At 66.9% G+C, this 26,449-nt stretch carries 29 protein-coding genes; 12 read left to right on the forward strand and 17 right to left on the reverse strand.

Annotation, left to right across the window (positions count from 1 at the left end):
- Window positions 1–6 precede the first annotated feature (6 nt).
- The 6 genes from DV704_RS00955 to pyrR form a co-directional block, all read right to left on the reverse strand.
- Window positions 7–507, reverse strand: a complete 501-nt coding sequence (locus DV704_RS00955) for a hypothetical protein (RefSeq protein WP_114797686.1) — start codon at window positions 505–507, stop codon at window positions 7–9.
- 211 nt (window positions 508–718) lie between these two features.
- Window positions 719–1,393 carry a response regulator transcription factor gene (locus DV704_RS00960; RefSeq protein ID WP_114797687.1) on the reverse strand — a complete coding sequence of 225 codons (675 nt, stop codon included), beginning with the start codon at window positions 1,391–1,393 and terminating at the stop codon, window positions 719–721.
- Between the two features lie 15 nt (window positions 1,394–1,408).
- Window positions 1,409–1,885, reverse strand: coding sequence for a hypothetical protein (locus tag DV704_RS00965; protein WP_114797688.1), 477 nt, complete (start codon window positions 1,883–1,885; stop codon window positions 1,409–1,411).
- Window positions 1,882–3,198 carry a dihydroorotase gene (locus DV704_RS00970; protein WP_114797689.1) on the reverse strand — a complete coding sequence of 439 codons (1,317 nt, stop codon included), beginning with the start codon at window positions 3,196–3,198 and terminating at the stop codon, window positions 1,882–1,884. Before DV704_RS00970 ends, DV704_RS00965 begins: the two co-directional genes overlap by 4 nt.
- Window positions 3,198–4,112 (reverse strand): aspartate carbamoyltransferase catalytic subunit, encoded by a 915-nt coding sequence (locus tag DV704_RS00975; RefSeq protein ID WP_114797690.1) that lies wholly within the window; start codon window positions 4,110–4,112, stop codon window positions 3,198–3,200. Before DV704_RS00975 ends, DV704_RS00970 begins: the two co-directional genes overlap by 1 nt.
- The gene (gene pyrR / locus DV704_RS00980; protein WP_114797691.1) at window positions 4,109–4,648 is read right to left on the reverse strand and encodes a bifunctional pyr operon transcriptional regulator/uracil phosphoribosyltransferase PyrR; all 540 of its coding nucleotides are present in this window, start codon (window positions 4,646–4,648) and stop codon (window positions 4,109–4,111) included. The genes DV704_RS00975 and pyrR overlap by 4 nt, the downstream gene beginning before the upstream one ends.
- Before the next feature lie 202 nt (window positions 4,649–4,850).
- Here pyrR and DV704_RS00985 point away from each other — a divergent pair, with 202 nt between their 5' ends.
- The 5 genes from DV704_RS00985 to DV704_RS01005 all read left to right on the forward strand — a co-directional run bounded on the left by DV704_RS00985 (window position 4,851) and on the right by DV704_RS01005 (window position 10,394).
- Complete coding sequence (locus DV704_RS00985) at window positions 4,851–5,696, forward strand: alpha/beta hydrolase (protein WP_158539589.1); 846 nt, start codon at window positions 4,851–4,853, stop codon at window positions 5,694–5,696.
- 36 nt (window positions 5,697–5,732) lie between these two features.
- Window positions 5,733–6,779: an acyltransferase gene (locus DV704_RS00990; RefSeq protein WP_114797693.1), complete on the forward strand. Its 1,047-nt coding sequence runs from the start codon at window positions 5,733–5,735 to the stop codon at window positions 6,777–6,779.
- A gap of 13 nt (window positions 6,780–6,792) precedes the next feature.
- Window positions 6,793–7,701, forward strand: a complete 909-nt coding sequence (locus DV704_RS00995) for a S9 family peptidase (protein ID WP_233498189.1) — start codon at window positions 6,793–6,795, stop codon at window positions 7,699–7,701.
- A 9-nt stretch (window positions 7,702–7,710) separates the two neighbouring features.
- Window positions 7,711–8,637, forward strand: a complete 927-nt coding sequence (locus DV704_RS01000; RefSeq protein WP_233498190.1) for a sodium:calcium antiporter — start codon at window positions 7,711–7,713, stop codon at window positions 8,635–8,637.
- A 113-nt stretch (window positions 8,638–8,750) separates the two neighbouring features.
- Window positions 8,751–10,394 carry a CTP synthase gene (locus DV704_RS01005; protein ID WP_114797994.1) on the forward strand — a complete coding sequence of 548 codons (1,644 nt, stop codon included), beginning with the start codon at window positions 8,751–8,753 and terminating at the stop codon, window positions 10,392–10,394.
- Here DV704_RS01005 and DV704_RS01010 read toward each other — a convergent pair.
- From DV704_RS01010 to bshA, 11 genes are all read right to left on the reverse strand, one after another.
- Window positions 10,391–10,999 (reverse strand): helix-turn-helix domain-containing protein, encoded by a 609-nt coding sequence (locus DV704_RS01010; protein ID WP_114797694.1) that lies wholly within the window; start codon window positions 10,997–10,999, stop codon window positions 10,391–10,393. The two genes, DV704_RS01005 and DV704_RS01010, sit on opposite strands and share 4 nt — an antisense overlap.
- Window positions 11,000–11,062: 63 nt before the next feature.
- On the reverse strand, window positions 11,063–11,971 hold the full coding sequence (locus tag DV704_RS01015) for a magnesium transporter CorA family protein (protein ID WP_114797695.1): 909 nt from the start codon (window positions 11,969–11,971) through the stop codon (window positions 11,063–11,065).
- A gap of 1 nt (window position 11,972) precedes the next feature.
- The gene (gene cutA, locus DV704_RS01020) at window positions 11,973–12,284 is read right to left on the reverse strand and encodes a divalent-cation tolerance protein CutA (protein WP_114797696.1); all 312 of its coding nucleotides are present in this window, start codon (window positions 12,282–12,284) and stop codon (window positions 11,973–11,975) included.
- A gap of 9 nt (window positions 12,285–12,293) precedes the next feature.
- Complete coding sequence (locus DV704_RS01025; protein ID WP_114797697.1) at window positions 12,294–13,187, reverse strand: delta(1)-pyrroline-2-carboxylate reductase family protein; 894 nt, start codon at window positions 13,185–13,187, stop codon at window positions 12,294–12,296.
- 9 nt (window positions 13,188–13,196) lie between these two features.
- Window positions 13,197–13,640 carry an MOSC domain-containing protein gene (locus DV704_RS01030; RefSeq protein ID WP_114797698.1) on the reverse strand — a complete coding sequence of 148 codons (444 nt, stop codon included), beginning with the start codon at window positions 13,638–13,640 and terminating at the stop codon, window positions 13,197–13,199.
- Window positions 13,640–14,350, reverse strand: coding sequence for a c-type cytochrome (locus tag DV704_RS01035; protein ID WP_114797699.1), 711 nt, complete (start codon window positions 14,348–14,350; stop codon window positions 13,640–13,642). Before DV704_RS01035 ends, DV704_RS01030 begins: the two co-directional genes overlap by 1 nt.
- 137 nt (window positions 14,351–14,487) lie before the next feature.
- On the reverse strand, window positions 14,488–15,717 hold the full coding sequence (locus DV704_RS01040) for a molybdopterin-dependent oxidoreductase (RefSeq protein ID WP_199489912.1): 1,230 nt from the start codon (window positions 15,715–15,717) through the stop codon (window positions 14,488–14,490).
- Window positions 15,718–15,853: 136 nt separating this feature from the next.
- The gene (gene mutL, locus DV704_RS01045; protein WP_114797700.1) at window positions 15,854–17,479 is read right to left on the reverse strand and encodes a DNA mismatch repair endonuclease MutL; all 1,626 of its coding nucleotides are present in this window, start codon (window positions 17,477–17,479) and stop codon (window positions 15,854–15,856) included.
- A complete protein-coding gene (gene mutS / locus DV704_RS01050; protein ID WP_114797701.1) occupies window positions 17,476–19,998 on the reverse strand; it encodes a DNA mismatch repair protein MutS in 2,523 nt (840 codons plus the stop codon). The genes mutL and mutS overlap by 4 nt, the downstream gene beginning before the upstream one ends.
- Window positions 19,999–20,019: 21 nt before the next feature.
- Window positions 20,020–20,370 (reverse strand): large conductance mechanosensitive channel protein MscL, encoded by a 351-nt coding sequence (gene mscL / locus DV704_RS01055; RefSeq protein ID WP_114797996.1) that lies wholly within the window; start codon window positions 20,368–20,370, stop codon window positions 20,020–20,022.
- Between the two features lie 2 nt (window positions 20,371–20,372).
- Window positions 20,373–21,518: an N-acetyl-alpha-D-glucosaminyl L-malate synthase BshA gene (gene bshA, locus DV704_RS01060; RefSeq protein ID WP_114797702.1), complete on the reverse strand. Its 1,146-nt coding sequence runs from the start codon at window positions 21,516–21,518 to the stop codon at window positions 20,373–20,375.
- A gap of 92 nt (window positions 21,519–21,610) precedes the next feature.
- Here bshA and DV704_RS01065 point away from each other — a divergent pair, with 92 nt between their 5' ends.
- From DV704_RS01065 to DV704_RS01095, 7 genes are read left to right on the forward strand one after another with little or no spacing between them, the layout of a single operon-like run.
- Window positions 21,611–22,669: a histidinol-phosphate transaminase gene (locus DV704_RS01065; protein ID WP_114797703.1), complete on the forward strand. Its 1,059-nt coding sequence runs from the start codon at window positions 21,611–21,613 to the stop codon at window positions 22,667–22,669.
- The gene (hisB, locus tag DV704_RS01070; protein ID WP_114797704.1) at window positions 22,662–23,246 is read left to right on the forward strand and encodes an imidazoleglycerol-phosphate dehydratase HisB; all 585 of its coding nucleotides are present in this window, start codon (window positions 22,662–22,664) and stop codon (window positions 23,244–23,246) included. Before DV704_RS01065 ends, hisB begins: the two co-directional genes overlap by 8 nt.
- Window positions 23,243–23,839, forward strand: a complete 597-nt coding sequence (gene hisH, locus DV704_RS01075) for an imidazole glycerol phosphate synthase subunit HisH (RefSeq protein ID WP_114797705.1) — start codon at window positions 23,243–23,245, stop codon at window positions 23,837–23,839. The genes hisB and hisH overlap by 4 nt, the downstream gene beginning before the upstream one ends.
- A 48-nt stretch (window positions 23,840–23,887) precedes the next feature.
- Window positions 23,888–24,373 (forward strand): hypothetical protein, encoded by a 486-nt coding sequence (locus tag DV704_RS01080; RefSeq protein WP_114797706.1) that lies wholly within the window; start codon window positions 23,888–23,890, stop codon window positions 24,371–24,373.
- A gap of 22 nt (window positions 24,374–24,395) precedes the next feature.
- The gene (locus DV704_RS01085) at window positions 24,396–24,779 is read left to right on the forward strand and encodes an S-adenosylmethionine decarboxylase family protein (RefSeq protein ID WP_114797707.1); all 384 of its coding nucleotides are present in this window, start codon (window positions 24,396–24,398) and stop codon (window positions 24,777–24,779) included.
- A gap of 30 nt (window positions 24,780–24,809) precedes the next feature.
- A complete protein-coding gene (gene speE, locus DV704_RS01090) occupies window positions 24,810–25,739 on the forward strand; it encodes a polyamine aminopropyltransferase (RefSeq protein WP_114797708.1) in 930 nt (309 codons plus the stop codon).
- 43 nt (window positions 25,740–25,782) lie between these two features.
- Window positions 25,783–26,439: a thioredoxin domain-containing protein gene (locus DV704_RS01095; protein ID WP_114797709.1), complete on the forward strand. Its 657-nt coding sequence runs from the start codon at window positions 25,783–25,785 to the stop codon at window positions 26,437–26,439.
- Window positions 26,440–26,449 lie beyond the last annotated feature (10 nt).

A 26,449-nucleotide genomic window follows, 5' to 3' on the forward strand; every position in this document is an offset into this window, starting at 1 on the left:
ACCTCCTTAGCGCACGATTGCTCGAAGTTTGAGCGTGAGGCTTTCCTTAGGACCGATTTCAGGAACAATCCAGCGGACGTGGGTGTACTCTTCGGGTCTGACCTCTACTTCCTTGCGGACCTCCTTGCCGTTCTCGATGACCGTAAGGGTTCGCTTGAGGGGCGGGCGCCCGTAGCTCTGCCCCCCGTCGAAGCTGAACTCAGGGAGGATGACCTGCCCCTTCCAGGAAAGGGGACCGGCGCTTTCGGCCTGGTAGAAGGTGGACAGGGGAATGGGGATGACTAGCGCGCCCTGCCTGATGGGTCGATCGGTGGGATTGGTGGCCACGAGCTGGTATTCCACAACTGCTCCAGGCCGGGCCTCGGTAGCCATCTCGAGCCGCTCTACGGTTTTTCCTTCCTGTACCAGGCTCACCACGCGAAAAGCCTTGAGGTCGAGCCTGAGCTCTCCCTGGGCCAGGGCCCCCAGGGCGACCAGGAAAAAAGCCAACCAACCTTTCCAGTGCATCGTTCCTCCCGGGGGTTTTGTGCGCCTAAGGTAAGGTTTGTCACAAAACCCGGTCTCCTATGTTAGCCGGGAGTTTTGTAAAGGCTTTGGCTATTTTTCACAGATTCCCTGGGGGGGTATTTGCAAAACTCTTGAAAAACCGGTTTTCTAGGCCGAAAAGTAAGGGAAAAACCCCCGTAACGGGGGTATAAAAAATACAAAACCGCTCAATTTAGCGGTTGTCGCGAATTCGGTAGCCCTGACCGAAGACCGTTTCCAAATAGCGGGGGGCCCTGGGGTTGTCCCCCAACTTGCGCCGCAGGAGAGCGATGTAGCTGTCCACCACCCGCTCGTCCACCGCGCTGCCCCGCTCGGCCCCCCAGACCCGTTGGAGCAGACGCTCGCGGCTCCAGACCTCGCCGGGGTGCTGGGCTAGGGTAAGAAGCAGTTCCAGCTCGGTGGGGGAGAGGTCGACGGCGCGTTCGCGCACGAATACCTGGCGGCGCTTGAGGGAGATGCGCAGGTCCCCAATCTGGATTTCCTGTTCAGGTCGGCTGCGACGCAGGAGGGCCCGAACCCTGGCGACCATCTCCCGCACGCCCATGGGTTTGGTGAGGTAGTCGTCGGCCCCCAGTTCCAGCGCCCTCACCCGTATTTCCTCGCTACCCTGGGCGCTGATGACCAGGATGGGCAGATTCCATCCGCCCTCGCGCAGCTCGCGGATGACCTCCAGCCCCCCTAGCCCCGGCAGGCCCAGGTCCAGGACCATAAGGTCGGCCTGGGGGGCCAGTTGGGTGGCGTCCAGGCCGTTGGTGGCCAGGGCCACCCTGTAGCCTTCGCGCTCCAGCACCGAGGTGATCAGGCGGGCCAGGTGGAGATCGTCCTCCACAACCAGCAGGCGTTCCATAAGCAGCCTTGGACCCTAGGGCAGCACGGCCACCCTGGCCACCATGTTGCGGAACTGCAGGGTACCGGCGGTGGCGATTCCGCTATCGAGGCGTACCCCAATCCAGAGGTTGCCGCTGTTGATACCGCTGGTGAGCCGGTTGGCGGAAAGCCGCAGGGGCTGCGGGCTTCCGCTTTGGAAGCTGGCGGTGCCGGCCTGCTCGATGTGGGAGGCGTTGGGGTTGCAGATGTAAAAGCCGTTGGCCCGGTTGCCGCAGGGCTCGGTATCGCTCACAAAGAAGGTAAAGCTGGCCGAGGTCTGGGGGTAGTAGAGGGTGCCCTCGAGGACCAGGCTCGAGAGGTTGACCGGGGGTTTCCTGAACTCGCCTTTTGCGAAAACGGCCTGGCTGCTTTGCACCCCGGCAAAGTCGGTATCGAAGTCCTGGATGGGCACCGTGATGGGAGCGTTGCTACAGCCGGCTAGTAGGAGCAAGACGAGGCCAAAACGCTTCATGGGCGATAGTCTAACAAATCCGCGAACACCACCCGCCCTTTCACCAGGGTCATGACCGGCCAGCCCTGAAGCTGCCAGCCCGCCCAGGGGCTATAGCGGGCCTTGGAGGCAAAGGTCCTGGGCTCCACCGGGCGCTTCAGGCGAGGGGCCCACAGCACCAGGCTGGCCTCGGCCCCCTCTTCAAGCCGGATCGGGGGGAGGCCGAGAAGGCGCCTGGGTCCGTCGGTAAAGCGCTCCAGCAGCGTGGGCAGGGGGAAGCCTTCCTTCTCCACCAGCTCGGTGTAAAGGAGGGGCCAGGCCACCTCGAGGCTCGGGATGCCAAAAGGCGCCCTGAGGAGGTCCAGCTCCTTCTCGTCGGCGGTGTGGGGGGCGTGGTCGGTGCCGACGCAGTCCAGGCTGCCCTCCAGCAGCCCCTCGAGGAGGGCTCTCCGGTCGGCCTCGGTGCGCAGGGGTGGGGCCACTTTGTAGAGGGGCTCGAGGCGCTCCAGGTACCGGTCGGTTAGGGTCAGGTGGTGGGGGGTAACCTCGGCGCTGACGGGCAGGCCTTCTCGCTTAGCCTGGCGGATGAGCTCGAGGCCCCGACGGGTGCTCAGGTGCTGGAAGTGCAGCAGGCTATGCCCTTCCGCTCGCACCCCAAGCTCCTCGGTGAGGTAGCGCACCACCTCCAGATCCCGCGCGATGCGGGCGCTTTCGGCGTAGGCCGGGTTGCCCGGCAGACCGAGCCGGAAGGATACCTCCCCCTCGTGCATCACCCCGCCCCGCCGAAGCCCGGCGTCCTCGGCGTGCACCGCCACGGGAAGCCCAACGGAGGCCGCATAGCGCAGGCCCAGGGCCAGCACTCCCGCATCCTCGTTGGTGCGGCCGTCGTCGGTAAGCAGCACCGCCCCAGCCTCCTTGATGAGCCGGGCTTCGGTCAGAAGCTGGCCCTCCTGCCCCTGGGTGAGGGCAGCGGCGGGGTGGAGCCGGGCCTGGCCTATGGCGCGGGCCCTGGACTTTAGCGCCGCCACCGCCTCGGGCCGGTCTATGGGCGGGGTGGTGTTGGGCATCGAGACCACATCGGTATACCCCCCCCGGGCCGCGGCGGTAAGGCCCGAGCAGAGGTCCTCCTTGACCTCCTGCCCTGGTTCGCGCAGGTGGGCGTGGGGGTCGAGGAAGCCAGGTGAAAGGTAGAGCCCGGCGGCCTCCACCACCTGTGCTGCCTCCCCGCCGGCAAGCGAGATTATGCGTCCCTCGCCCACCAGCACGTCGGCCTGCCCATGGGTGCCCTGGCTGTCTACCAGGGTGACGTTTTTGATCAGAATCTCGCCCTTCATCATTGTTTTCCTACCAGCACGTGGTACAGCACCGCCATCCGCACAGCCTGGCCGTTGGCCACCTGCCGCTCGACCAGGCTGCGCGTGGAGTCGGCTAGAGTGCCCTCCAGCTCCACATCGCGGTTCATGGGGCCGGGGTGGAGCAGGGGGGCCTCGGGCTTGGCCCAGGCCAGGCGCGCCTCGGTGAGCTGGTACCCTGCTATGTACTCCGGTATGGAGGGCAGAAGCCCCCTGTCCATGCGCTCCTTCTGTAGCCGCAGCACCATAACCGCGTCGGCTTCCTCCAAGGCCTCCTGGAGCCTGGTGGTAAGGCTGGCCCCGGGCAGGTGGGCGGGGAGCAGGGTGGCCGGGCCGCAGGCCACCACCTGCGCGCCAAGGCGGGGCAGCAGCTCGGCGTTTGAGCGGGCTACCCGGGAGTGCAGGATGTCCCCCACGATGGCAATCTTTTTGCCCTCCAGGCTGCCCAGCCTTTCCAAAAGGGTGAAAGCGTCCAACAGCGCCTGGGTGGGGTGGGCCCGCCAGCCATCCCCGGCGTTGATGACGGGTTTTTTTAGCCAGCGGTGGGCCTGGTGGGGCACCCCAGCGGCATCGGTGCGCAGGATGTAGGCGTCGATACCCATCTGGTCGAGCGTGCGCAGGGTGTCGCGGTAGGTCTCGCCCTTGGCGGTGGAGCTGGTGGCCCCGGCAAAGCTCACCACATCGGCAGACATCCGCCTGGCGGCCAGCTCGAAGGAGATGCGGGTACGGGTGGAAGGCTCAAAGAAGACCGTGGCCACGGTGAAGCCGGTGAGGGCCGGCACCTTCTTGACCGGCCGGGCCAGCACCTCCTGCATGAGCCGCGCGGTCTCAAGGAGGCTCTCGATCTGCGCGCGGCTCCAGCCCTGGAAGTCCAAAAGGTGCTTGGGAAAGCTCATGGTACCTCCCACAGCTCCACCGCGTCTTCCCCGTCGTCCTCCTGGGTTTTGACCTTGACCACCTCGGCCCTGGAGGTGGGCAGGTTCTTCCCCACGAAGTCGGCCCGGATGGGCAGCTCGCGGTGTCCCCGGTCCACCAGCACCGCCAGGTAGATGCGGCTGGGGCGGCCTTGGTCGATGAGGGCGTCCAGCGCGGCCCGGGCGGTGCGGCCGGTATAGAGCACGTCGTCCACCAGCACCACCGCCTTGCCGTTTATATCGAAGGGAATTCGGGTCTCGCGCACCTTGGGCTGGAGTCCGATTTCCGAAAGGTCGTCGCGGTAGAGGGTGATGTCCAGGATGCCCATGGGCACCCGCTTGCCCTCGAAGCGCTCGACCAGCTCCACCAGCCTTTTGGCCAGGCTGATGCCGCGGGTGTGGATTCCTACAAAGCAGAGCCTATCGGTGCCCTTGTTCTTCTCGATAACCTCATGGGCGATGCGGATGAGGGCGCGGCGGACCTCGTCTTGGTTCAGGATGCGGGATTTGAAGGTCATGGCGTGGCCTCCTCATCCAGCCTACCCTGCGCCGGCGAAGAAAAAACGCGCCCCGTGGGGGCGTGCGGTTTTTGGGCGACTTTGTTGTTCACACTAGCTCCTTTCCGACCTCGCAGGATCGGGTTAAAGGTGTGGGGCCAAGCCCGCCCGCCATCCTACGCCCCGGGGCTGGCCTTGGTCAACTGGGGGTAGAATCGTGGGCGTGCGCGGGTTCTGGCTGGGGCTTTGCTTCTTGTTAGGTGGGGGCCAGGCGGCCGGCCTTCCGCCCGGGGTGGAGCTGATTCAGGACGTTCCCTACTGCCAGGCGGGGGCGCGGGTGCTCACCCTGGACATCCTGCGGCCCAAGGGGCCCGCGGAGGGCCTGCCGGCGGTGGTCTGGATTCACGGGGGAGGCTGGTACAGCGGGGACAAGCGGAGGGGGTGGCCCCACCTGGTGCCCCTGGCCCAGGCGGGTTTTTTCACCGCGACCGTTGCCTACCGCCTGAGCAGGGAGGCCCAATTCCCTGCCCAGATTCACGACGTGAAGTGCGCCATCCGCTATTTGCGGGCCCAGGCCCATCGCTACGGTTTGAACCCCGAACGCATAGGGGTCTGGGGGGGCTCGGCCGGGGGGCACCTGGCAGCCCTTCTGGGGGTGAGCGGGGGGGTGGAGGGGCTCGAGGGCGCGGGGGGTTGGAAAGGGTATTCCAGCCGGGTGCAGGCGGTGGTGGTGTGGTTTGCCCCTACCGACCTGACCTCGGTGGACCCGAGGCGCCGCTCGGTGCAGCTTCTGCTGGGTGGGCCGGTGCACGAGCGGCTCGAGCTGGCCCGCCAGGCCAGCCCCCTGTACTATGTCACCCCGGACGATCCCCCTTTCCTAATACAGCATGGGGCCGAGGACCCGGTGGTGCCTTTAGAGCAGGGCCAGAAGCTCTACCAGAAGCTCAAGCTGCAGGGGGTGGAGGCCCGCCTGGAGGTTTTCCCGGGCATGGGCCACGGGGGCACGGCCTTTACCTCACCGAGGAACTACCAGAACATCACGGCTTTTTTCCTGCGGCACCTGCGTTGAAACCGTCTCTAATCTGCAGGCCGTAGCATTGAGGGGATGCCGGGGTCGAGCCAAACCACCGAGCCAGAGCGCTTTCCCTGGGTGGAGGTGTTTCGGGGGCTGGCCATCCTCGAGGTCCTGCTCCACCACCTCTCGGGCCGGTTTTTGCGGATGCTGGAGGTGGGCAGCCCGGAGTGGTGGCTGCTGGCGACCCTGAACCGCCTGCTGCACTTTGCCGTTCCGGCCTTCCTCTTCCTGACCACGGTGGTGCTAGGGGCAGCGCTCATACGGGGTTTTCGCCCTTTGCGCTATGCCCAGAACCGCCTTTTACGGGTGGTCTGGCCCTATCTTTTGTGGAGCGGCGTCTATTTGCTCTGGCGCTACCACGAGTTTCCCCAGTGGTTTGATCCCTCGCGCATCCCCCACCAGCTCCTTTGGGGCAAGGCCTACTTCCACCTCTACTTCCTGCTGCTGGCAATCCAGCTCACCCTGCTTTTGCCCCTTCTCCTGCCCTTGCTGCGGCTCCGTCCCCCCCTGTTTTTGGTGCTGCTGCTGGGCGGGTTGCTTACTGTAGGGGTCTACTTCTTCAACCGCGAGGTGTACCGTTTTCCCTACCCCGCCAGCGTGATCCTCTGGTACCTGCCGGCGATCGCTTTGGGGGTTGGGCTGGCCGGGCACCTCGACCGGCTGGAGCAAATCGTCCGGAAGCGGGCCTGGGCGCTGGGGGCGGTGGCGCTGGGGCTGGTTTTTTACCTGCCCAATGCCCTCGAGGCCCGCCTAGGTCTGCCCGTGAACACCATGGCCTACCAGTTTGGGCACTGGCTCTACACCACAGGCATGGCCTTCCTGCTTTTGGTGCTGGCGGTAAGGCTGAGCCAGAGCCGGCTGGCCCCGGTTCTGCGGGGGCTGGGCCGCTACTCGTTGCAGATATACCTGCTGCACCCTCTGGTGATGCGCGTGCTGGAGCGCATGCCCGATTTTCCTGAGCCGTTGGGGTTTGCCCCGGCCTTTGCCATCTATGCGCTGATGGCCCTGGGGCTTCCATTGCTCTTGGCCTGGCTGGTGCGCTGGGCGCAGATCTCGAGGTGGGTGTTTGGTCGCTAGGCCCCGCTGGATTTTGCTCGTTTTGCTGGGACTTCTGGGCTGCGAGCGGGAGGAGCGGCTCGAGCTCAGAGCGGTGGCGGCTGGCCCGGTGCTCGTCTACCAGGGATGGCTGCTGCGGGATGTGCACATATTCGTGGAACTCTGTCGCCCGGAGGGTCCGGGGCCCTTTCCCACAGTTCTGCTGTTGCACGGGGGGCAGTGGGGGCCCACCGAGAGCCTGCGCCAGCTCTGTCGGGCCTGGGCCGGAGCAGGCTATCTGGTGGCCTTGCCCCACCTAAGGGGGCAGGGGCAGAGCCAGGGTAGGGTCACCCTCTGCGCCGAGGAGGCCGCCGACCTGCCCCCCTTGTTCCGCCTCTTGCAGGCCCACAAAGCGGGGCCTAAGGCGGCGCTGGTGGGGTTTTCGATGGGGGCCTGCGTGGCCCTCCGGGCCGCCCAGAAAGCGCCCTGGGTAGCAGGGGTGGTCCACGGGCTAGGGCCCACCGACCTGGCCGAGCAGCTCGAGCTTTTGCGGGCAGCCGGGCGGCTCGAGGCGGTAGCACGGCGCGAGGCCCTCATAGGTGGCTCCCCCCAGTCATGCCCTCGCTGCTACGCCGAGCGGGACCCCCTTCGCTTTGCTTGGAACCTGGAAGCACCGCTGCTGATCCTGCAGGCAGGCAATGACCCTCTGGTGCCGGTGGCCCAGGGCTGCCGTTTGGCCGCCGAGCGGGAGCGGATGGGGCGCAGGGTCTACCGGGTGGCCCTTACCCAGGAGGGGGAGCCCTGGACCAAGCCCCTGGCCGGCCGCCGGGCCTGCGCCGGCCCTCTTACCGGTTTTGGCCCCTTTGAACAGGACCACCTGGTGCTCTATCCCGACCTCGGGCACAAGACCACCCCGGCCATGTTGCGCCTGGTGGAACAGGTTCTGGCAGCCTGGCTTCGGTAAAATCACACAGTGCTGCTGCCCTTTCTAGCCTTTGCTGGTAGTTTGGGCCTTCTGCTTCTCTCCGCCCGGCTGCTCACCGCGTCGGCCCGCCGCATTGGGCGGGCGGTGGGCCTTTCCCCCTTTATGGTGGGGGTGGTGATCGTGGGGGTGGGCACCTCCCTGCCCGAGCTCATCACGGGGCTGCTTTCGGTGCGGGAGGGGGTCTCGGAGGTCCTGAGCGGCAACGTGCTGGGGGCCAACGTCTCCAACCTGCTTTTGGTGCTGGGGGTGAGCGCGGTTTTCTCGCGGGTGCGCCCTGTTCACCTGAACGGGGGCTACATCGCCATAGACCTGCACTTTTTGGTGGGCTCAGCCTTTGCGCTTTGGGTGGTAACGCAGGATGGGCAGGTAGGGCGGGGCGAGGGGATGGTCTTGCTGGCGCTTTATGCCGTCTACCTGTTCTATTTGCTGCGCGAGGGGAAGCAGCACGAAGAGGCGGGTCGCTTGCCACTGGCCCTGCGTGAATTCGTCCTTTTGCTTTTGGCTGCGCTCGGGACCTACCTGGGTGCTGAGGGAACCTTGGCCAACTTGCAGGCCCTGGCCGCGGGGTTTGGCGTTCCAAACGCCGTGGTGGCGGTGACCCTGCTGGCCCTGGGCACCACCCTGCCCGAGCTGGTGGTGGGGTTCATGGCAGCCCGGCAGGGCCAGGCTGCCTTGGCGGTGGGCAACATCCTGGGTTCGTGCGTTTTCAACGCGTTGATGGTAATGGGAGCGGGAGCGGTTTACGGCGGGGTGGCGGTGCCTCCAGAGCTCGCCGGATTTGCTCTGCCCTTTGCGCTAGGCGCTGCCTTTTTGTTTTACCTGCTGGTCCAGGACCAGCGCATCTCGAGCTGGGAGGGGGGGTTATTCTTGCTGCTTTATGCCCTCTTCGTTCTCAAGGTGAGCGGCCTGGCCTAGAGGTTGGCTTCCTTTGGGCTGGCATGGTACGATGGAGTCCCGTGAAAGTTGAGCCGCTCTAAGCGGTTTTCTGCGCTTTGGCCCCGGGTTTTTGGGGCGAAGAGGGGGCTTTTGTGAAGTACATCTTTGTGACCGGTGGGGTGGTGAGCAGCCTGGGCAAGGGGATTCTGACCTCGAGCCTCGGGGCCATCCTGCGGGGGCGCGGCTACCGCGTTACCGCCATCAAAATCGACCCTTACGTAAACGTGGATGCGGGGACCATGCGCCCGTATGAGCACGGGGAGGTCTTCGTTACTGGCGATGGGGCCGAGACCGACCTGGATATCGGCCACTACGAGCGCTTTTTGGACGTCGACCTCTCGCGGGCCAACAACCTGACCACCGGCCAGGTCTATCTCTCGGTGATCCAGAAGGAGCGCCGGGGCGAGTACCTCTCCCAGACCGTGCAGGTAATCCCCCATATCACCGACGAGATCAAGGAGCGCATCCGCCGCACCGCTTTGGAGCAGAACGCGGAGATCGTGGTGGTGGAGGTGGGGGGTACCGTGGGGGACATCGAGAGCCTGCCCTTCCTGGAGGCCATCCGTCAGTTCCAGTTCGACGAGGCCGACCAGGACCTCATGTACATCCACCTCACCCTGGTGCCCTACTTTCCCGGCTCGGACGAGTTCAAGACCAAGCCCACCCAGCACTCGGTCTCCACCCTGCGCGGGGTGGGCATCCAGCCCGATGTGCTGGTTTTGCGCTCGGAAAAGCGGGTACCGGAGGAGGTGCGCAAGAAGGTGGCCCTTTTCACCAATGTCCACGCCGAGGCCGTCTTCAGCAGCCCCACCGTGGAGTACCTCTACGAGGTGCCCTTGGTGCTGGAGGAGCAGGGCTTGGGCCGGGTGGTGGAGAAAAGGCTCGGCCTCACCCCCATCCCCCCCAACCTGAGTTTCTGGCAGCAGGCGGTGCGCAAGCTAAAGCAGCCAGCCCACGAGGTGACGGTGGGCTTCGTGGGCAAGTACGTCAAGATGCCAGACGCCTACCTGAGCATTCTAGAGGCCTTCCGGCATGCCGGCATTGCCCACGATGCGCGGGTAAACGTGCGCTGGGTGAATGCGGAGGAGATTACCGACCTGGAGCGGGCGGCCGAGCTTTTGGAAGGTGTGGACGGGATTCTGGTGGGGCCGGGCTTTGGCATCCGGGGGATAGAGGGTAAGATTCTGGCTGCCCGCTACGCCCGGGAGCAGCGCATTCCCTACTTCGGCATCTGCCTGGGCTTGCAAATTGCGGTCATCGAGTACGCGAGGAACGTCCTGGGCCTGGAAGGGGCCCACAGCACCGAGTTCGACCCCTACACCCCCCACCCGGTCATCGACCTGATGCCTGAGCAGCTCGAGGCCCCCGGCCTCGGGGGCACCATGCGGCTTGGCAACTGGCCCATGCGCATCTACCCGGGTACTCTGCTCCACCGGCTTTACGGCAAGGAGCTGGTGCAGGAGCGCCACCGCCACCGCTACGAGGTGAACCCGGCCTACGTGGAGCGCCTGGTGGCGGGGGGGCTCGTTGTCTCGGCGGTTACCCCCGGGGTGGCGGGCCGGGGGGAGGGGCTGGTGGAGGCCATTGAGCTTCCCGGCCACCCCTTCTTCATAGGGCTGCAGTCCCACCCCGAACTAAAAAGCCGCCCCATGCGGGCCTCCCCGCCCTTCAGCGGCTTCATTGCGGCGGCTTTGGAGCGAAAAGCGCAGGCCCTGTTCCACTCAAAGACGGCCTAGGCGGCTTCTTTGGAAAGCTGCTCCAGCCCCTTGATGTTCTCCAGCACCAGCTTGCCGTAGCCGGAGCGGATGTAGCCCTCGCGGCTCAGCTCGCCGATGACCTTGGTCACCGTCTCGCGCACCGAGCCCACCGCCGAGGCGATCTCGTCGTGGGTGGCGCGCACCCCTACCCGGCCGTTTTTCTCCACGAAGGCCACCGGGGTGCGGGAGAGTTCCAGCAATGCAGCGGCAATCCGGTTCTTGAGCCGCTGGCCGGAGATGCGCTGGATGGTCTGGTAGGTCTGGCCCAGAGCCTTTACCAGCCCCTGTAGCAGGCTGTTGAGCTCCTGCGGGGCGAGCTGGCCGGGGGCCAGGGCGTCTACCTTGGTCTCGGTCACCGCCTCGGCAAAATAGGCTCGCTCGGTGCCGGAAAGCACCTCCTCGCCAAAGTACTCCCCAGGGCGCACAAAGCGCAGGGTCAGGGCGTTGCCCTCGTCGTCCACGCTTTGGAGCCGCACCAGCCCCTCCCGCACCCGGTAGAGGGCGTCCTTGGGGCTGGGCTGCCCTGGGTAGAGAATGATCTCGCCAGGGTCAAAGGTCAGGGTATCCAAGACGCCGCTTTGCATAGCGCACTCCTCGACCTGAGGATAGCAGGCTTCCCGTATTTTGTAAACATTTGTGTTGATTTATTACCACCAGCCCCGCCGCTTCATCCAAAGGGCCAGGCTACCGCCGATTAGGACCAGCCCTCCCCAGAAGTAGAGGCGCCCATAGGGCCACTGGTACTCGCTGAAGGCCTCGAAGTTGGTGCCGTAGATGCCAGCCCATAGGGTCATGGGCAGGAAGAGCACCGAGATGACGGTAAGGGCCTGCACCACCCGGTTGAGCCGGTTGCCCTGGGCCGATAGGTGGACCTCCAGCACGTTGGAAAGCTCGTCGCGGGCTGCGTCCAGCCCTTCATAAACCCGGCCCATGCGGTCGGTGAGGTCGCGAAAGAGATAGGCCTCGCTCCCCAGAAGGGGCAGCCGCTCCAGGTGCAAAAGGGCCTCCCGGGCCTGTGAGGCCAGCCGCCGCACCCGGAGCACCTCCCGTCGGGCGGCGAAGATGCGGCGGGGCACCTCGGGGTTTTCCTGCCCGTCCAGCCCCAGCTCCTCCAGGTCCTCCACCCGGTCGGTGAGGGCGTCGGTATAGGCGAAGAAGGTCTGCACCCCCTGGTCGAGCAGGCGCTGCCAGAGCCGCAGGGCGGTTCCCCCGCGGAAGTTCTGCCAGATTTCCTCCAAATAGGTCACCGGCTCGTTGCGGTAGGTGAGCAGCACCTGGGCCTCGGGGAAGTAGAAGTAGGAGACCCGTTCGGTGCGGCTTTTGGAATTCTGGGGGGTTTCGAGGGTGCGAAGGATGAGGAAGAGGTGCGCAGGGTACTCCTCAAAGCGGCTCCAGTGGCCGATCTCCTGGGCATCGGCCAGGGCCAGGGGCTCGAGGGGGTAGTGCTGTTGCAGCAAGGCCAGCTCCTCGGGGGTGGGGGTCTCCACATCCACCCATACCCCACTGGCCAAAAGACCGACGGGTGCCCCGTTGGAAAGCTGCTTGGCCCGGATCATTTTAGCTGGTGCTGGCCTCGAGCCAGGCCAGGTAGGCCGGGAGGCCGGCCTTTACCTCTAGGGCTAGAATCTCCGGCACCTGGTAGGGGTGGAGGGCCTGGAGGCGCCGCTCGAGCTCCGCATAGCGCTCCTGCCGGGTTTTAATCAGGAGCAGGTGCTCAGGGTTTTCCTCCACCCGGCCCTCCCAGCGGTACACCGAGGTAAGGCCCGGTAGCAGGTTGACGCAGGCCGCCAGCCCCTCGTGCACCAGGGTGCGGGCTATGGAAAGACCTATCTCGGCGTTGGGCACGGTGCAGAGAACCACCAGGTTCATGGCCCCAGGCTACAGCATTCCAGGCTCCCTGAGCGCCAGCCGGGCTGCAGCCAGGTCCCAAAGGGCGTGGCCCACGCTCTTGAACAGGATCACGGGCGCGTGGGGGCGGGGCTGGCGCAGGGCCTCTTTGAGGGGGGTCACCTGCCCCCAGTCCACCCCGGCCTGCAACAGGTCGCCGGCCTCGGCCCGGGCCCCCTCCAGGGTGTCCACGTACAACCGCGCCCGCCGCACCAGCCCCGGGGCCACCTCGGCCATCTCCGGCCGGTAGGCGCCCACCGCAGCCACAAAGCTGCCCTCGGCCACCCAGTGCAGCACCGGGGTAGGGCTGGTGGTGGCGGTCACCACCAGCCGCACTTCCTCCAGCACCGCTTCGGGTCTTTGCACCGACTGGGCCAGCATCCCCAGCCGCCGGGCGTAGGCGGCCAGGGCCTCGGCGCGCGCAGGGGTGCGGGAGTGGATGTAAACCTTGCTGGTGCCCAGGCCAGCCTGGAAGGCCTCGAGGTGGGCCCGACCCTGGGTGCCTGCTCCAATGATTAGAAGGGCTCCCCCAGGTTCAGGGGCCAGGGTTCTGGCCGCCAGGAGCGAGAGGGCGGCGGTGCGGCGGGCCGTCACCACAGAGCCCTCCAGCAGGGCGAGCCGCTCACCGCTTTCGCTTCGGGCCACCCAGAGCTCGGCCCGCACGCTGGGGCGGGACTGGGGGTGGACCGTGACCAGCTTGGTGACGGCAAGGTGGGGGTCCGCGGCCGGCATCAAAAGCAAGCTGCCCCCTTTCGGGAGGGGCAGCACCAATCGCTCGGGGGCCTGCAGGGTCTCGGTCCCCTCGCTCAGGAGCTCAGCGATGGCCTGGGCCAGAGCGGGATAGGGCAGCAGGGCTTCCGTTTCCTCCGCAGAGAGGATGCGCATGCCCTAAGCCTATCCCATGGCCTGGGGGGTGAGGAGGTGCACCGGGTCCCCTACCCGCACCACCCCGCCCCGCAGCACCCGGGCGTACATCCCCCGCCGGCCCAGGAGGAGCTTGGGCAGGCGCAGGTCGAAGGTCGAAAGCGAGCTGCAGACCGTGCAGACCGCGGTGAGCTCGAGGACCGCCGGGCCGACCTGCAACCGCGCCCCAGCCCCCAGGGCGTGGGGGTCGAAGTCTACCCGCAGGTTCTCGCCCAAGGCGCCGGGCGGCAGGATAAGCCCGGCTTGGGCCGCGTGGTCGTAGGCGGCCTGCCCGGCCACCAACACCGCTCGGTCGGGGTTCTTGCCGTAGTGCCGGTCGCCCTCCACCCCCATCCCCTCTACCAATCGAACCCAGTCCACCCTGGCCTTGGGCAGGCTCGTGCCGGGGTCAGCGTGCAGGGAGAGCACCCGCATTACCGAAGACCCAGCTGCTGCCGGGCTGCGTGCACCTGCTGGGGCGAGAGGTTCTTGCCCCGCTGGGCCCTCACCTCGGCCTCGGTGAAGGGGCCCTGGCCGCTGGGGAAGGCGTTGCCCCACTGGGTGCTGATATAGTTGAGTACCGCGGCAATCTCCGCGTCGCTGAGCTGGGCGTAGGCCGGCATGATGCCGTTGTAGTTGCTGCCCCGGACCGTGATCTGGCCCTGCAGGCCGTACAGCATCATCTGCACCAGCCACTCCCGGCCGCCCCGGGCCGCCAGGATGTTGGGGACGTGCCCGGCCAGCGGAGGGAAGACCCCGGGGATGCCGGCCCCGTTGGCCTGGTGGCAGCCCACGCAGTTGTTGTAAACCTGGGCCCCGCTCACACCCGCCTGGGCTTGGGCTTGCGCGGGCGGACGCGCTGGGGCCTGGGCGCCTGGGGCCAGGTGGGTGGCCAGGTAGTCCAGGATGATGGCCCGCTCCTCAGGGGTGATGCGCATGCCGTAGGCCTGCATCTCAGTAATGATGGCGTCCCAGCGCTCGCGGGTCTGCCGCTCGCGGGTAACAAAGCCGATCTCGTGGCAGGTCTGGCACTTCTGCAGCACCAGGTCGCGCCCGGGGCCTTCGGGCAGGGCGCTTTGCCCTAGGCCGAACCACAGGGCTCCACCGGCCAGCAGACTTACCCCTATGAGGTATTTCCGCTTCATCGTTCCTCCCATGGCTTACAGCCTAGCACAGCGCCCCAGGAGGACATTCTGCGTAGGCTGCATTTTTGAAAAAAATCTAAAGGACACTTTAAAGCTCGACCGGCGGGGGGTATCGCCGGTCGAGCGGGCCAGGGGGCTCAGGTCACGGTGAACCGGACCCGCATCACCCCGTTCCACTCGTAGCCGCGTTCGTTCCACCAGATGTTGCCGTTGAGGGGTTGGGAGCGGCCCACGGCGTCGGTGGCGCGGACCATGGCCTCGTACTGGCCGGGGGCCAGGAGCTGGGGCGAGACCCAGCGGTACCAGCCGAACTTGCCGTGGTTGCGCTCGATGATGGCCTTACGCCAGGTGGTGCCGCCGTTGAGCGAGACCTCGATGCTCTCGATGGGGGCCAGCCCATCGTTCCAGGCCACGCCGCGGATCTCCACCAGCCGGCCCCGAACAGTGGCCCCGGGCAGGGGCGAGAGGATGAAGGAGTTGATGTTGGCCCCCCAGTTGGAGCGGGAGTTCTCCAGGGTGTAGTTGTAGCGGCTGCCGGGCTCGGTGGGCAGGATGGGCAGGTTCCACCCGGGCAGGATGGGCACCCGGTAGCGGGGTACCTGCTCGGCCCCGCTGCTCTCGTTGGCGGCAAACTCAATCTTGACCACCCACTTGACGTTGGGCGCGCCGAAAGTGCCCGGCACCACCAGCCGCACCGGCCCCCCGTGGACCGCCGGCAGGGGCTCGCCGTTCATCCCTAGGGCCAGCATGGCGCTGTTGTACTCCATCACGCTGATGGGGTAGCTTTTCTCGTAGGGTTGGGCCCCGCCCTGGGTGGAGGCGTTCATGGTGATGAAGCGGGCCCGGGGGTCGACCTTGACCCCTTTGGCTTCGAGCAGGGTCTTGAGCAGCACCCCCCGCCAGGTCACGTGCCCGATGCCCCCGTAGGTCCAGGGGTTGCCCGAGGGACGGGGGTTGAAGAAGGAGCGCCCGTTCCCCGAACACTGCAGCACCGAGGTGACCTCGGTTTGGGGCAGCTTGGAGAGCTCATCTACGGTGATCTTGAAAGGCTTGTCCACGAGGCCGGTGATCTCGACTTCCCAGCCCGGCTGTACGTTGGGCTCGGTGGTGTTGAGGCCGGGCAGGTCGATGTTGTTGCGGATAAAGAGGTTGGCCTTGCTGGTGATGGGCTCGGAGCCCAGAAGCTCCAGGGTGGACTCCATCACGATGGGGCGGGAGGAAAGAACCACCAGCTTGGGGTTCTTGCCCCTTACGAGCTGGTCGGCGGTGGGTTGCTGTTGGGAGAGGCCCAGGTTCATCAGGCCCAAGGCGGCCCCGGTGGCTGCGGTCCGTTTGAGGAAGGTTCGACGGTTCATTTCTCCTTTCATGCCCAGCTCCTCCGTGTTGCAGACAGCCTAAATGACGCCAGCTTTACGAGCCTTGGTGTTTTGAAGCAAGGGCATAATACAACACACAACAAGGATACTCAATAAGGGTATTGCGCTGAATCGGTGGTCATCCCGATTATCTGGCCCTGGAGCGCTCCAGCACCCGGGGCCCCCGTCTTCCGAAACGGCGGGCCAGCTCGAGCTCGCTCAGCACCAGCACGGTGGGCCGTCCATGGGGGCAGACCCAGGGCAGCTCGCACTGGGCGAGAGCATCCAGAAGGGCCTGGGCCTGGGCCTCGGCCAGGGGGTGGCCGGCCTTGAGGGCGGGCAGGCAGGCCAGCCGGGCCAGCACCCTGCGCCAGGCCTCGGCGAAGCTGGGGGGGGCCAGGCTCCCCCGGACCACCTCGGCCACCAGGGTGGGGTGTCCCGCCAGGAAGGCCGGCACCGTGCGCACGCGGTAGCGCCCCGGGCCGAAGGGCTCCAGCCTTAGCCCGGCCTCCTCCAATTCCGGGCTCCTCTCGGCCAGGCTCATCTCCTCGCCCAGGCTCAGGGTGACCAGTTCGGCATGGGGCAGTTCCACGGGCGGCTCGGCGCGGTAGCGGCGGGAGAGCTCCTCGTAGAGGATGCGCTCGTGGGCGGCGTGCTGGTCCACCACGTAAAGGGCTTCTTCCGCTTCGGCCAACAGGTAAAGCTCGCGGAAGCGGCCCACGTAGCGCAGGCGGGGCAGGCGGCTTTGCGGCGGGGGAAGCGGGCCTGAAAGAGGGGTGGGCTCGGGCAGGCTACGGGCGAGAGGGTGGGCGCGCAGCAGGTGCTGGATAGCCTGGCCCACGAAGGCCAGGACGGGCTCGAGCCGGGGGATTCGCACCCGCGATTTGTCGGGGGAGGTGTTGACCAAAACCTCCTCGGGTGGGAGCTCCAGGTTCAGCACCCCCAGCGGGAACTGCCCCGCGGGCAAAAGCTCCCGGTAGGCCTCCAGAATACTTCTGAGCAAGGCCTCGGGCCACTCTACCGGGCGGCCGTTGATGGCCAGCAGGAGCCGGTCGCGCCGAGGGCGGGAGAGTTCGGGGCGGGAGAGGAGGCCCGAAAGCCGGTAGGGCCCCTCGGCCGCCTCCAGGGGCAGCAGCCGGTTGGCTATGACCGGGCCCCAAAGCAGCTTGGCCGCCTCGCTAAAACCCCCTCCGGCGTGGAGAATTTTCTCCTCCCCTTCCAGCACCAGCCGCCAGGCCAGGTGGGGGTGGTGCAGCAGGTAGCGCCCCACGAGCTGCACCACCTTGCGCCCCTCGACCACAGGGCCTTCCAGGGCGTTGCGGCGGGCGGGGAGGGCCTCGAAGAGGGCCTGGACCTCGGCCCGCGTGCCGGCAGGTGCGGGATGTTCTTCCAGGCGAATCTCGTCCCGAAAGGCCCACAAGGTGGCCCCGCCGAGCTGGTGGGGGGGCCTCGAGGTGAGCCTGAGCCGCGCCACCTGCCGGATGGCCCAGAGCCCCTCGCCGCGAAAGCCCAGGGTGCTTATCCGGTTTAGGTCGGTGAGCTTGCTGGTGGTGTGGTGTTCGGCGGCCAGGGGCAGCTCCTCCTTGGAGATGCCGGTCCCGTTGTCGCTCACCACGAGGCTAGAGATTCCGCCCTCCTGCAGCTCGATTTGAATCCGGCTGGCCCCTGCGTCCAGCGCGTTTTCCAGGAGTTCCCGCGCCACGTCGGCAGGGTTTTGAATCACCTCGCCGGCGGCAATCTCGCGGATGAGCTCGGGCGGCAGCCTGCGGATCATTGCGGGGCCATTTCCAGGGCGGTGAGCCGGGCCTGAAGCTTCTGCAGGAAGAGCAGGGCCTCCAGCGGGGTGAGGCGGGTGAGGTCGAGGGCCAGAATTTCTTCCAGTACCCCCTGGGCCAGGCCCTGCTGCCGGGCCTGCAGCCCCTCCAACACCGCTTTGGCCCGCTGCAGCACCGCCGGGGGCAGGCCGGCCAGGCGGGCCACCTCGAGGCCGTAGCTTTTGGAGGCCGGCCCGGGGAGCACCTGGTGGTAAAAAACCAGGCCGCTGGCCTCCTCCTTGGCCGCCACGTGGGCGTTGCGGGCGGCGCCGAGCTGTGCAGGCAGGGTGGTGAGCTCGAAGTAGTGGGTGGCGAAGAGGGTGTAAGCCCGCACCTCGTTGTGCAGGTGCTCGGCGGCGGCCCAGGCCAAAGCCAGCCCATCGTAGGTGCTGGTGCCGCGGCCAATCTCGTCCAGGAGCACCAGGCTTTTGGAGGTAGCCTGCTGCAGGATGGTGGCCAGTTCCTCCATCTCCACCATGAAGGTGCTGCGCCCCCCAGCGATATCGTCTGCGGCCCCGATGCGGGTAAAGATACGGTCGAAAAGGGGCAGGGTGGCCGCCTCGGCTGGTACGAAGGAGCCGATCTGGGCCAGCAGGGCGATGAGGGCGGTCTGGCGCAGGTAGGTGGACTTGCCCGCCATGTTGGGACCGGTGAGGATGAGGAGCCGGTTCTCCGGGCCCAGGGTGAGGTCGTTGGCGATGAAGGGGCTGTAGCGCTCTACCACCGGGTGCCGTCCGGCCCGAATTTCCAGCGTCCTGTCGCTGAAGCGGGGCCGGACATAGCCGTAGGCCACCGCGGCCTCGGCTAAGGCCGCGTACACATCCACCTCGGCCAGCACCAAAGCCGCCTGCCGCACCTCCTCGGCCTGGGCCGCCACCTCTTCCCGCAGCGCCAGAAAGACCGCGTGTTCGCGTTTTCTGGCCTCGGCCTCGGCCTGGAGGATCTGCCGCTCTTTTTCCTTGAGGGTGGGGGTGGAGAAGCGCATGCGGTCCTTGAGGGTCTGCAGGGGCCGCCAGTCCTCTGGCACCAGGGCGTAGTGGGGGCGGGTGACCTCCAGGTAGTAGCCGAAGACCCCGTTGTAGCCCACCTTGAGGTTGGGAATTCCGGTGCGCTCGCGCTCGGTGGCTTCAAGCTGAGCGATGTAGGCCCGCCCGGCCTCGGCCCGCTGCCTTAGCTCGTCCAGCTCGGGGTCAAACCCCTCGCGGATCAGCCCCCCTTCGGTGAGCTTCAGGGGGGGGTCCTCGACCAGGGCCACCGCAATGCGCTCCCGCAGTTCCTCCAGCGCAGGCAGCCGCCCGGCCAGGTGGCCCAGGGGCTCGAGGCCCTGCAGAAGCCCGGCCAGCTCGGGCAGCAGGGCCAGGCTGCGCTCTAAGGCCGAGAGGTCGCGCGCGCTGGCGCGGCCCGCCATGAGCCGGGCCGAGAGGCGCTCCAGGTCGTGCATGCGGTACAGCAGCCGGCGCACCGCCCCACGCAGCACCCCGTCCCGCATCAAAGCCTCCACCGCGTCCAGCCGGGCTTCCAGGGGGCCCGGGTCCAGGAGGGGATGGCGCAGCCAGGCCATAAGCCGCCGGCGGCCCGGGGCGGTGCGGGTCAGGTTCAGCACCCCCATCAAGGTGCGCTCTGGGTTGCGCTCGCCCACCGCGCTTGGCTCGAAGACCTCCAGGGTGCGCAAGGTGGCCTCGGAAAGCTGCATGAAGGCGCCCGGGTCGTAGCGCACAAAGCCCTTGACCTGCGGCAGCCCCCGCTCCTGCACCCGCGCCGCGTAGGCCAGCGCAGCCCCAGCCGCGCGCCGCAGGGCCGGGGCCTCCAGCCCTGGGGGCAGGGCGCCGAATTGGGCCTCCAGCGCCCGCCGGCCCGCCTCGTCGTCGAAGCCCTCAGAGAGCATCACCGCAAAGCGCCGCTGGAACTCTTCGCGAAAGGTGGGCTGGTGGTAGAGCTCGGGGGCCAGCAGGACCTCGGCCGGGCGGTAGCGGAAAAGCTCGTCGAAAAGCGCACTTTTGCTGTAGAGCAGGGTGCCTCGGAACTCCCCGGTGGAGACGTCCAGCACCACCAGACCATAGCCATCGCCGGTGGCCAGGGCAGCCAGGTAGTTGGCCTCGGGCTTGAGCAGGTTCTCCCGCACCAGGGTGCCTGGGGTGAGGAGCTGGGTCACCTCGCGCCGCACCAGCCCCTCGGCCTCCTCGGCCAGCTCGGTCTGGTCGGCCAGGGCCACCCGGAAGCCCTGCTCCAGCAGCCTTTCCAGGTAGACGTCCACCGAGCGCACCGGAATCCCCGCCATAGGGGTGGTGAAGTCCTTGGCGGTCTTGTGGGTCAGGGTGAGGTTTAGCGCCCGGGCCAGCCGCTCGGCGTCCTCGCCGAAGGTCTCGTAGAAGTCGCCCACCTGAAAAAGCAAGAGGTACTCCGGGTAGGCGTCCCGGAGCGCCACGTACTGCTCGAGCAGGGGGGGTAGGGGGCCAGGGCCTTGGCCCTTGAGGGTCATGCCCTTTATGCTAGCGGATTCCTAGCGGTTCTTCAGCGCGTCGCGGATTTCCTGCAGAAGCCGGATTTCCTCCGGGACCGGCGGGTTCTGCTTGGGCGCCTGCAGGCGGTTGATGGGCAGCACCACCAGGAAGTAGAGGGCGAGGGCCACCATCAGGAAGCTCACCACCGCGTTGATGAACTTACCTAGGTTCAGCGGGCCAAGCTTGAGGGCCGAAAAGTCGGGCACGCTAAAGAGCATCCCGATAAGGGGGGTGAGCACGTCGGCCACCAGCGAGTTCAAAACGGCGCCGAAGGCCCCACCGATCATCACGCCCACAGCCAGGTCAAGCGCGTTGCCGCGCAGGATGAACTGCCTGAACCCCTCGAGCATAGTCACACTCCCACAGGGCCGCCTCGGCGACCTGGGCTCAATCTATCATGGGGATAGGGCCAGCCCTGCAAAGCGGCCTGGTACAGGGCCTCGTACTGCTGGGTGATCACCTCCGGGTGGAAGTGGGCCTCGGCGTAGGCGCGGGCCGCCTCGCGCATGGCAGGCAGCTTTTCTGAGGTGAGGAGCTCCACCACGGCCTGCGCGAAGCCCTCCAGGTCGCCGAACTCCACCAGGCGCCCCACCTCCGGGGTCAGCCACTCGGGGATGCCCCCCACCCGGGTGGCCACCACCGGCACCCCGCAGGCCAGAGCCTCCAGCCCCGACTGCCCGAAGCCCTCGTACTCCGAGGCCAGCAGGAAAAGGTCGGCGGCCCCTAGCACCTCCTCGGGGTTTTTGGCCGTGGCCAGCGAGGTCACCCCATCGTCCACCCCCAGGTTATGGGCGATGGATAGGGCCTCGGCCCGCTCGGGACCGGTGCCCAGGAGCACCAAGCGCGCCTTGAGCCGCTGGCGGACCTTGGCGTAGACGTGCACAATGTCGCCCACCCGCTTGACCGCACGGAAGTTGGAGGCATGGACCAGCAAGAACTCGTCCAGCGCCGCATAGAAGCGCTTGGCGGTGGGGTTGGGGCGGAACCGCTCGGTATCCACCGCGTTGTAGATGACGGTGGGGGAGACCCCGAAGGTGCGCTGGGCCTGCTGGGCCAGGTTGTGGGAGACCGCGGTGACCGCGGCGGCCTTTTTGAGGGCCCGGCTGGTGAGCTGCTGGTAGGCAGGGTCCCGGCCCAGGAGGGTCACGTCGGTGCCGTGCAGGGTGTGCACCAGGGGGATGCGCCCCTCGGCGGCCAGCTCGGCGGCCACCGCGTGGGGGATGGCGTAGTGGGTGTGGATAAGCTCCAGGCCCTCCTCGCGGATGGCCCGCTCGAGGGCTCCCGCCAGGGCCAGGGTGTAGAGGGGGGCCGGGAAGACCGGGTAGTGGGGCACCTCCACCGGCACAAAGCGCACCGGGCTGTCGGTCGGCAGCCTCAGGGGCGGCTCGGTGGCGAAGAGGAAGACCTGGTGCCCCCGCCGGGCCAGCCGGTCAGCCAGCTCCGAGGCCACGATTCCGCTTCCGCCGAGGCCGGGGTAGCAGACCATGCCGATTCGCATGGCCTAAGGCTAAGCCCAGGCGGGGCGGGGCACTGCGGCTTTGGGCACGTTGCCCTTGACGGCGGGCTGCGGGAGTCCTGAGAATCTGGGGGATGAAGGCCTTCAAACCCCATCTGCAGGGCCTGCCGAGCTACCCCTACCGGAAAGTCGAGGCCCCCGTCAAGCTCGACCAGAACGAAAGCCCCTACGAGCTGCCGGCCGAGCTGAAAACAGAGGTGCTCCGCAGGCTTCAGGCCCTGGCCTTCAACCGCTACCCCGACCTGCACGCCGAGGAAGTGCGGGCGCGGCTTTCGGCCTGGTTGGGCTGGCCTGCAGAGGGGCTGGTGCTTTCCCCTGGCTCCAACCTGCTCATCCAGGCCCTGGCCCAGGCGGCCTCGAGGGTGCTGGATACGGCCCCTGCCTTCCCTCACTATGCCTTCTCGGCCCGCATGGCCGGCACCCCCTACCAGGCGGTGCGGCTCAAACCCGGGTTTGCCCTGCCCAAGGAGGCTTTGCTCGAGGCCCTGGACGGCCCCCCCGGGGTCTTCTTTCTGCCCAACCCCCACGCCCCCACCGGCCAGCTCTTTGCCGAAGAGGACCTAGAGGAGCTGGCGGAAAAGGCCCGGGCCGCCGGCTGGATTTTTGTGGTGGACGAAGCCTACCACCAGTTTTCCGGCACCGACCTGGCCGGGCTGGCCCGCCGCAACCCCCAGGTGGCCTTGCTGCGCACCTTCTCCAAGGCCTGGGGGCTGGGGGGGGTGCGGGCTGGGTATCTGATGGCCGCCCCGGAGGTGGCCCGGGTGGTGCAGAACTTCATCCCCCCCTTCGGCCTGCCGGCCCACACCGCGGCGGTGCTGCTGACCGTGCTCGAAGCGCCCGGCTATGTGGATGAGGCGGTCGCCCGCATTGTGGCCGAGCGGAATCGGTTGCTGGAGGCCCTCCAGCGCCACCCCACCTGGCGGGCCTACCCGAGCTGGACCAACTTCCTCCTGGTTCGCACCCCAGAGGCAGCCCAGGCCTTCCAGGGTCTTTTACAGCGGGGGATTCTGGTGCGCCGGCAGGACCAGTACCCAATGCTCGAGGGCTGCATCCGGGTCACGGTGGGCACCCGGGAGGAGAACGACCGGTTCTTGGAGGCCGCCTTCGCCCTGGCCGAGGTGCCCCATGCGTAGCGCCACGGTGGAGCGGCGCACCGCCGAGACCCAGGTTCGGCTTCGGCTGGCCCTCGATGGTCCGCCGGCGGGCAGCATCGCCACTGGGCTGCCCTTCCTCGACCACATGCTTCAGGCCCTGCAACGCCATGGCCGGCTGGGGCTCGAGGTGGAGGCCCGGGGCGATTTGGAAGTGGACGTGCACCATTTGGTGGAGGACGTGGGCATTGCGCTCGGCATGGCCCTGCGCCAGGCCTTGGGGGAGGGGATAGGCCTGGAACGCTACGGCGAGGCCACGGTGCCCATGGACGAGACTTTGGTCCAGGTGGTGCTCGACCTTTCGGGCCGGAGCCACCTGGCCTTTGCCCCGGAGGAGCTGGGCATCGAGGGGAGCGCTGGGGGCATGAATGCCTACCATCTGCGCGAGTTCTTGCGAGGGTTTTGCAACCACGGCGGTCTTACCCTGCACCTCAGGCTTCTTTCGGGGCGGGAGGCCCACCACGTCATAGAGGCCAGCTTCAAGGCCCTGGCCCGGGCCCTGTACCAGGCCACCCGCTGCACCCGGGAGGACCTGCCCAGCACCAAGGAGCTTTTATGAAGGCCCTTCTAATCGACTACGGTTCCGGCAACCTGCGCAGCGCGGCCAAGGCGCTGGAGGCCACCGGTTACCGGGTGACGGTCTCCGCTGACCCCCGTCAGGTGCCCCTTCACGACCTCCTGGTTTTGCCGGGGCAGGGCCACTTTGGCCAGGTGATGCGGGCCTTCCGGGCCTCGGGTTTTGAGGAGGGGGTCCTAAAGCACATTACCGCGGGCCGGCCCTTTCTGGGCATCTGCGTGGGGATGCAGATCCTATACGAGGGCTCGGACGAGGCCCCAGGGGTGGCGGGGCTGGGTTTGGTGAAGGGCCGCCTTGCGCGTTTCCAGGCCCGGCGGGTGCCGCAGATGGGCTGGAACCAGGTGGCCTACACCGGCCCCTTTGCCCCTTTGTCGGGGGAGTTCTTCTACTTCGTGCACTCCTACTATGCCCCACCGGGGGAGGGCAGCGTGGGTCAGGGCGAGTACGCGGGCACCCCCTTCACCGCGCTTTTCCTGCGGGATAACCTGGTGGCCCCCCAGTTTCACCCCGAGAAGAGCGGGGCGAGCGGGCTTAGGCTCCTCGAGGCCGTCCTCCGCTACTTCCGCGCCGCTTGAGGATATTTATCTCTACCCTGCCTCCACGTAAGCTGCCAGCATGGTGCCATGCTGGGCCTTCGCGACCGATGCTTGGGCGCTTTGGTGGGCTTGTTGTTCGTTCCCTTTGTCCTGCAGCTTTTGGGCTGGGCCGGCACGCCGCTGGGTGGGGGGCCCTGCGGGCCTTTGGCCTCGGACACGGGGAGGCTTTTGCTCGAGCAGCCCCAGGCCTTTTTCTACGCCCAGGTTATGCTCTGGGGCATCGCCCTGCTGATGGCCAACGGGTTTCTCATCCTTATGCTTGGTTTTATGCACAACGGTGCCGTTCCCCGGCGCCAGGCCCGGCCCTTTGTGCGCCTGGCGCTGGGGCTTGGTTTTTTTACCGCCCTCGTCTATGTCCTGACCCACACCACAGGGCTGCCCGCCCCGAGCCCGGTGGGCTGGGTGCTGGGCGACCCCCAGCCTGCCGATGCGGTCGGGGTTTTGATCCTATTGGCGCTTTTGGTGCAGGTGGTCCTGGCCGTGCGCTGGCAGGCGGAGGCCCCCGCGTCCTGAGTATGTGCTAGGATAAAAAGCCGTGACGACGGTCTCGGGGGGGCGCTGGGTCGCCGAGATTTACGGCTGCAACCTGGAGGTTCTGGAAAACCCTCGGCTGGTCGAGGTGGCGCTGAAGGACGCGGTCCTGAAGCTGGGTGCACCGCCCAACAGCGTTCAGTCCACGGTCTACAAGTTCTACCCCCAAGGCCTCTCGGCCGCAGTGCTTTCCCCGGTGGCCGCGGTGATGATTCACACCTGGCCCGAGGACAACGCCTCGGCCACCCTGGACCTTTACTTCTACAAGCCCGACGTGGACCCCGACTCGGTATTGCGGGGGCTGGCCCGGGCCTTTGGGGCCCGTGAGGAGTCGGCCTTCCGCTTCTGGCGGGGGGGCGAGCGGGAGATAAAGCGTAGGAGGCAGTGAGTCCGGGGCGGTTTCAGGAGGTTTGTGGCTATGGACTACGGCATGTACTACCTCGAGCGGGTAACCCCTTACGAAAGCATCCTGCGCCGGATGGAACGGGTGCTGGCCTCCGGGCGCACCCGCTATCAGGACTACTTCATTTTCGAGACCAGGGCCTTCGGCAAGGTGCTGGTGCTGGATAAGGATGTGCAGTCCACCGAGCGCGACGAGTACATCTACCACGAGACCCTGGTGCACCCGGCCCTGCTGGCCCACCCAAAGCCCCGCTCGGTCTTCATCGTGGGGGGCGGTGAGGGGGCCACTTTGCGCGAGGTGCTCAAGCATCCCACAGTGGAGCGGGCGGTGATGTGCGATATCGACGAGGAGCTGGTGGCCATGGCCCGGCAGCACCTGCCGGAGTGGCACCAGGGGGCCTTCGACGACCCCCGCGCCCAGGTGGTTCACGCCGACGCGCGGGCCTGGCTCGAGCAGCACCCCGAGACCTACGACGTAATCCTGGTCGACCTCAACGATCCGGTGGGCGAGGACAACCCGGCCCGGATGCTCTACACGGTGGAGTTTTACGAGATTATCAAGCGCCGGCTCAACCCGGGCGGCCTCATGGCCATGCAGGCCGGCATGATCCTTCTCACCCACCACCGCATGCACCCGGTGGCGCACCACACCGTCCGCCAGGTCTTCCGCCACACCCGCAGCTACCACAACTTCATCCCTGGCTTCATGCTCGACTTCGGCTTCATCGTGGCCTCGGACGCGGTGGACATCGCTGGTCTGAGCGAGGGCACCCTGGAGGCCCGCATCCTGGAGCGGGGGCTGGCCCTAAGGCACCTGGACGCTGCCTACCTCGAGGCCCTCTTCGTGCTGCCCAAGGACCTCAAAGAGGCCATCGCCCAGGAGACCATCATCTCGCGCGACGCCGCCCCTTTCTGGCTCACCGACCAGGGCCAGGCCCGTCAGTAATCCAGCACCATTTTCATGCGGGGGGCCGCGTAAAATGCAACCTATGCAGCGAACCTTGTTTTTTGCGGTGGCGGCCGTGGCCCTGGTGGTGGCGGCGGTCCTGTTCGTGGTGCTGCGCCCCAAGCCTGCTTCTGGGGCCTTAGATGCAGCCAGGGGCGCCCGCTTCGCAATTGGCAACCCTGAGGCCAAGGTGGTGGTGGTGGACTTCTCCAACTACCTCTGCGGCCACTGCCGCGACCACGCGGGCGAGGTCTTTCCCCTCATCAAGCGGGACTACATCGACACCGGTAAAATCCGCTATGTCTTCCGCGACTTCCCCTTTACCGGCCAGGAAAATGTAATCCGGGCCGGTGAGGCCGCGGCCTGCGCGGCCGACCACAACCTCTACGTGGAGTACCACGAGGCTTTGTTCCGGGGGCAGCTCCAGTGGGCGGGCCTCGGTGGGGAGGCGCTGGACCGCTACTTTGCCGACCTGGGCGGGCAGATTGGCATTGCGCCGGCCACCATGCTGGACTGTTTGCGTTCGGGGCAGAAGCGGGCTGGGGTGCTGGCCGATCAAAGGCTGGCCCTTGACCTGGGGCTTACCGGCACCCCGAGCTTCTTCGTGAACGGGGAGAAGTTCACCGGCCAGCGCCCCTACCAAAGCTGGCGGGAGATCCTGGATAGGGCCCTGGCCCAGGCGGGCACGGCCAACCCCTAGCCGCTATAAG

Source organism: Meiothermus sp. QL-1 (assembly GCF_003351145.1).
GTDB lineage: Bacteria > Deinococcota > Deinococci > Deinococcales > Thermaceae > Meiothermus.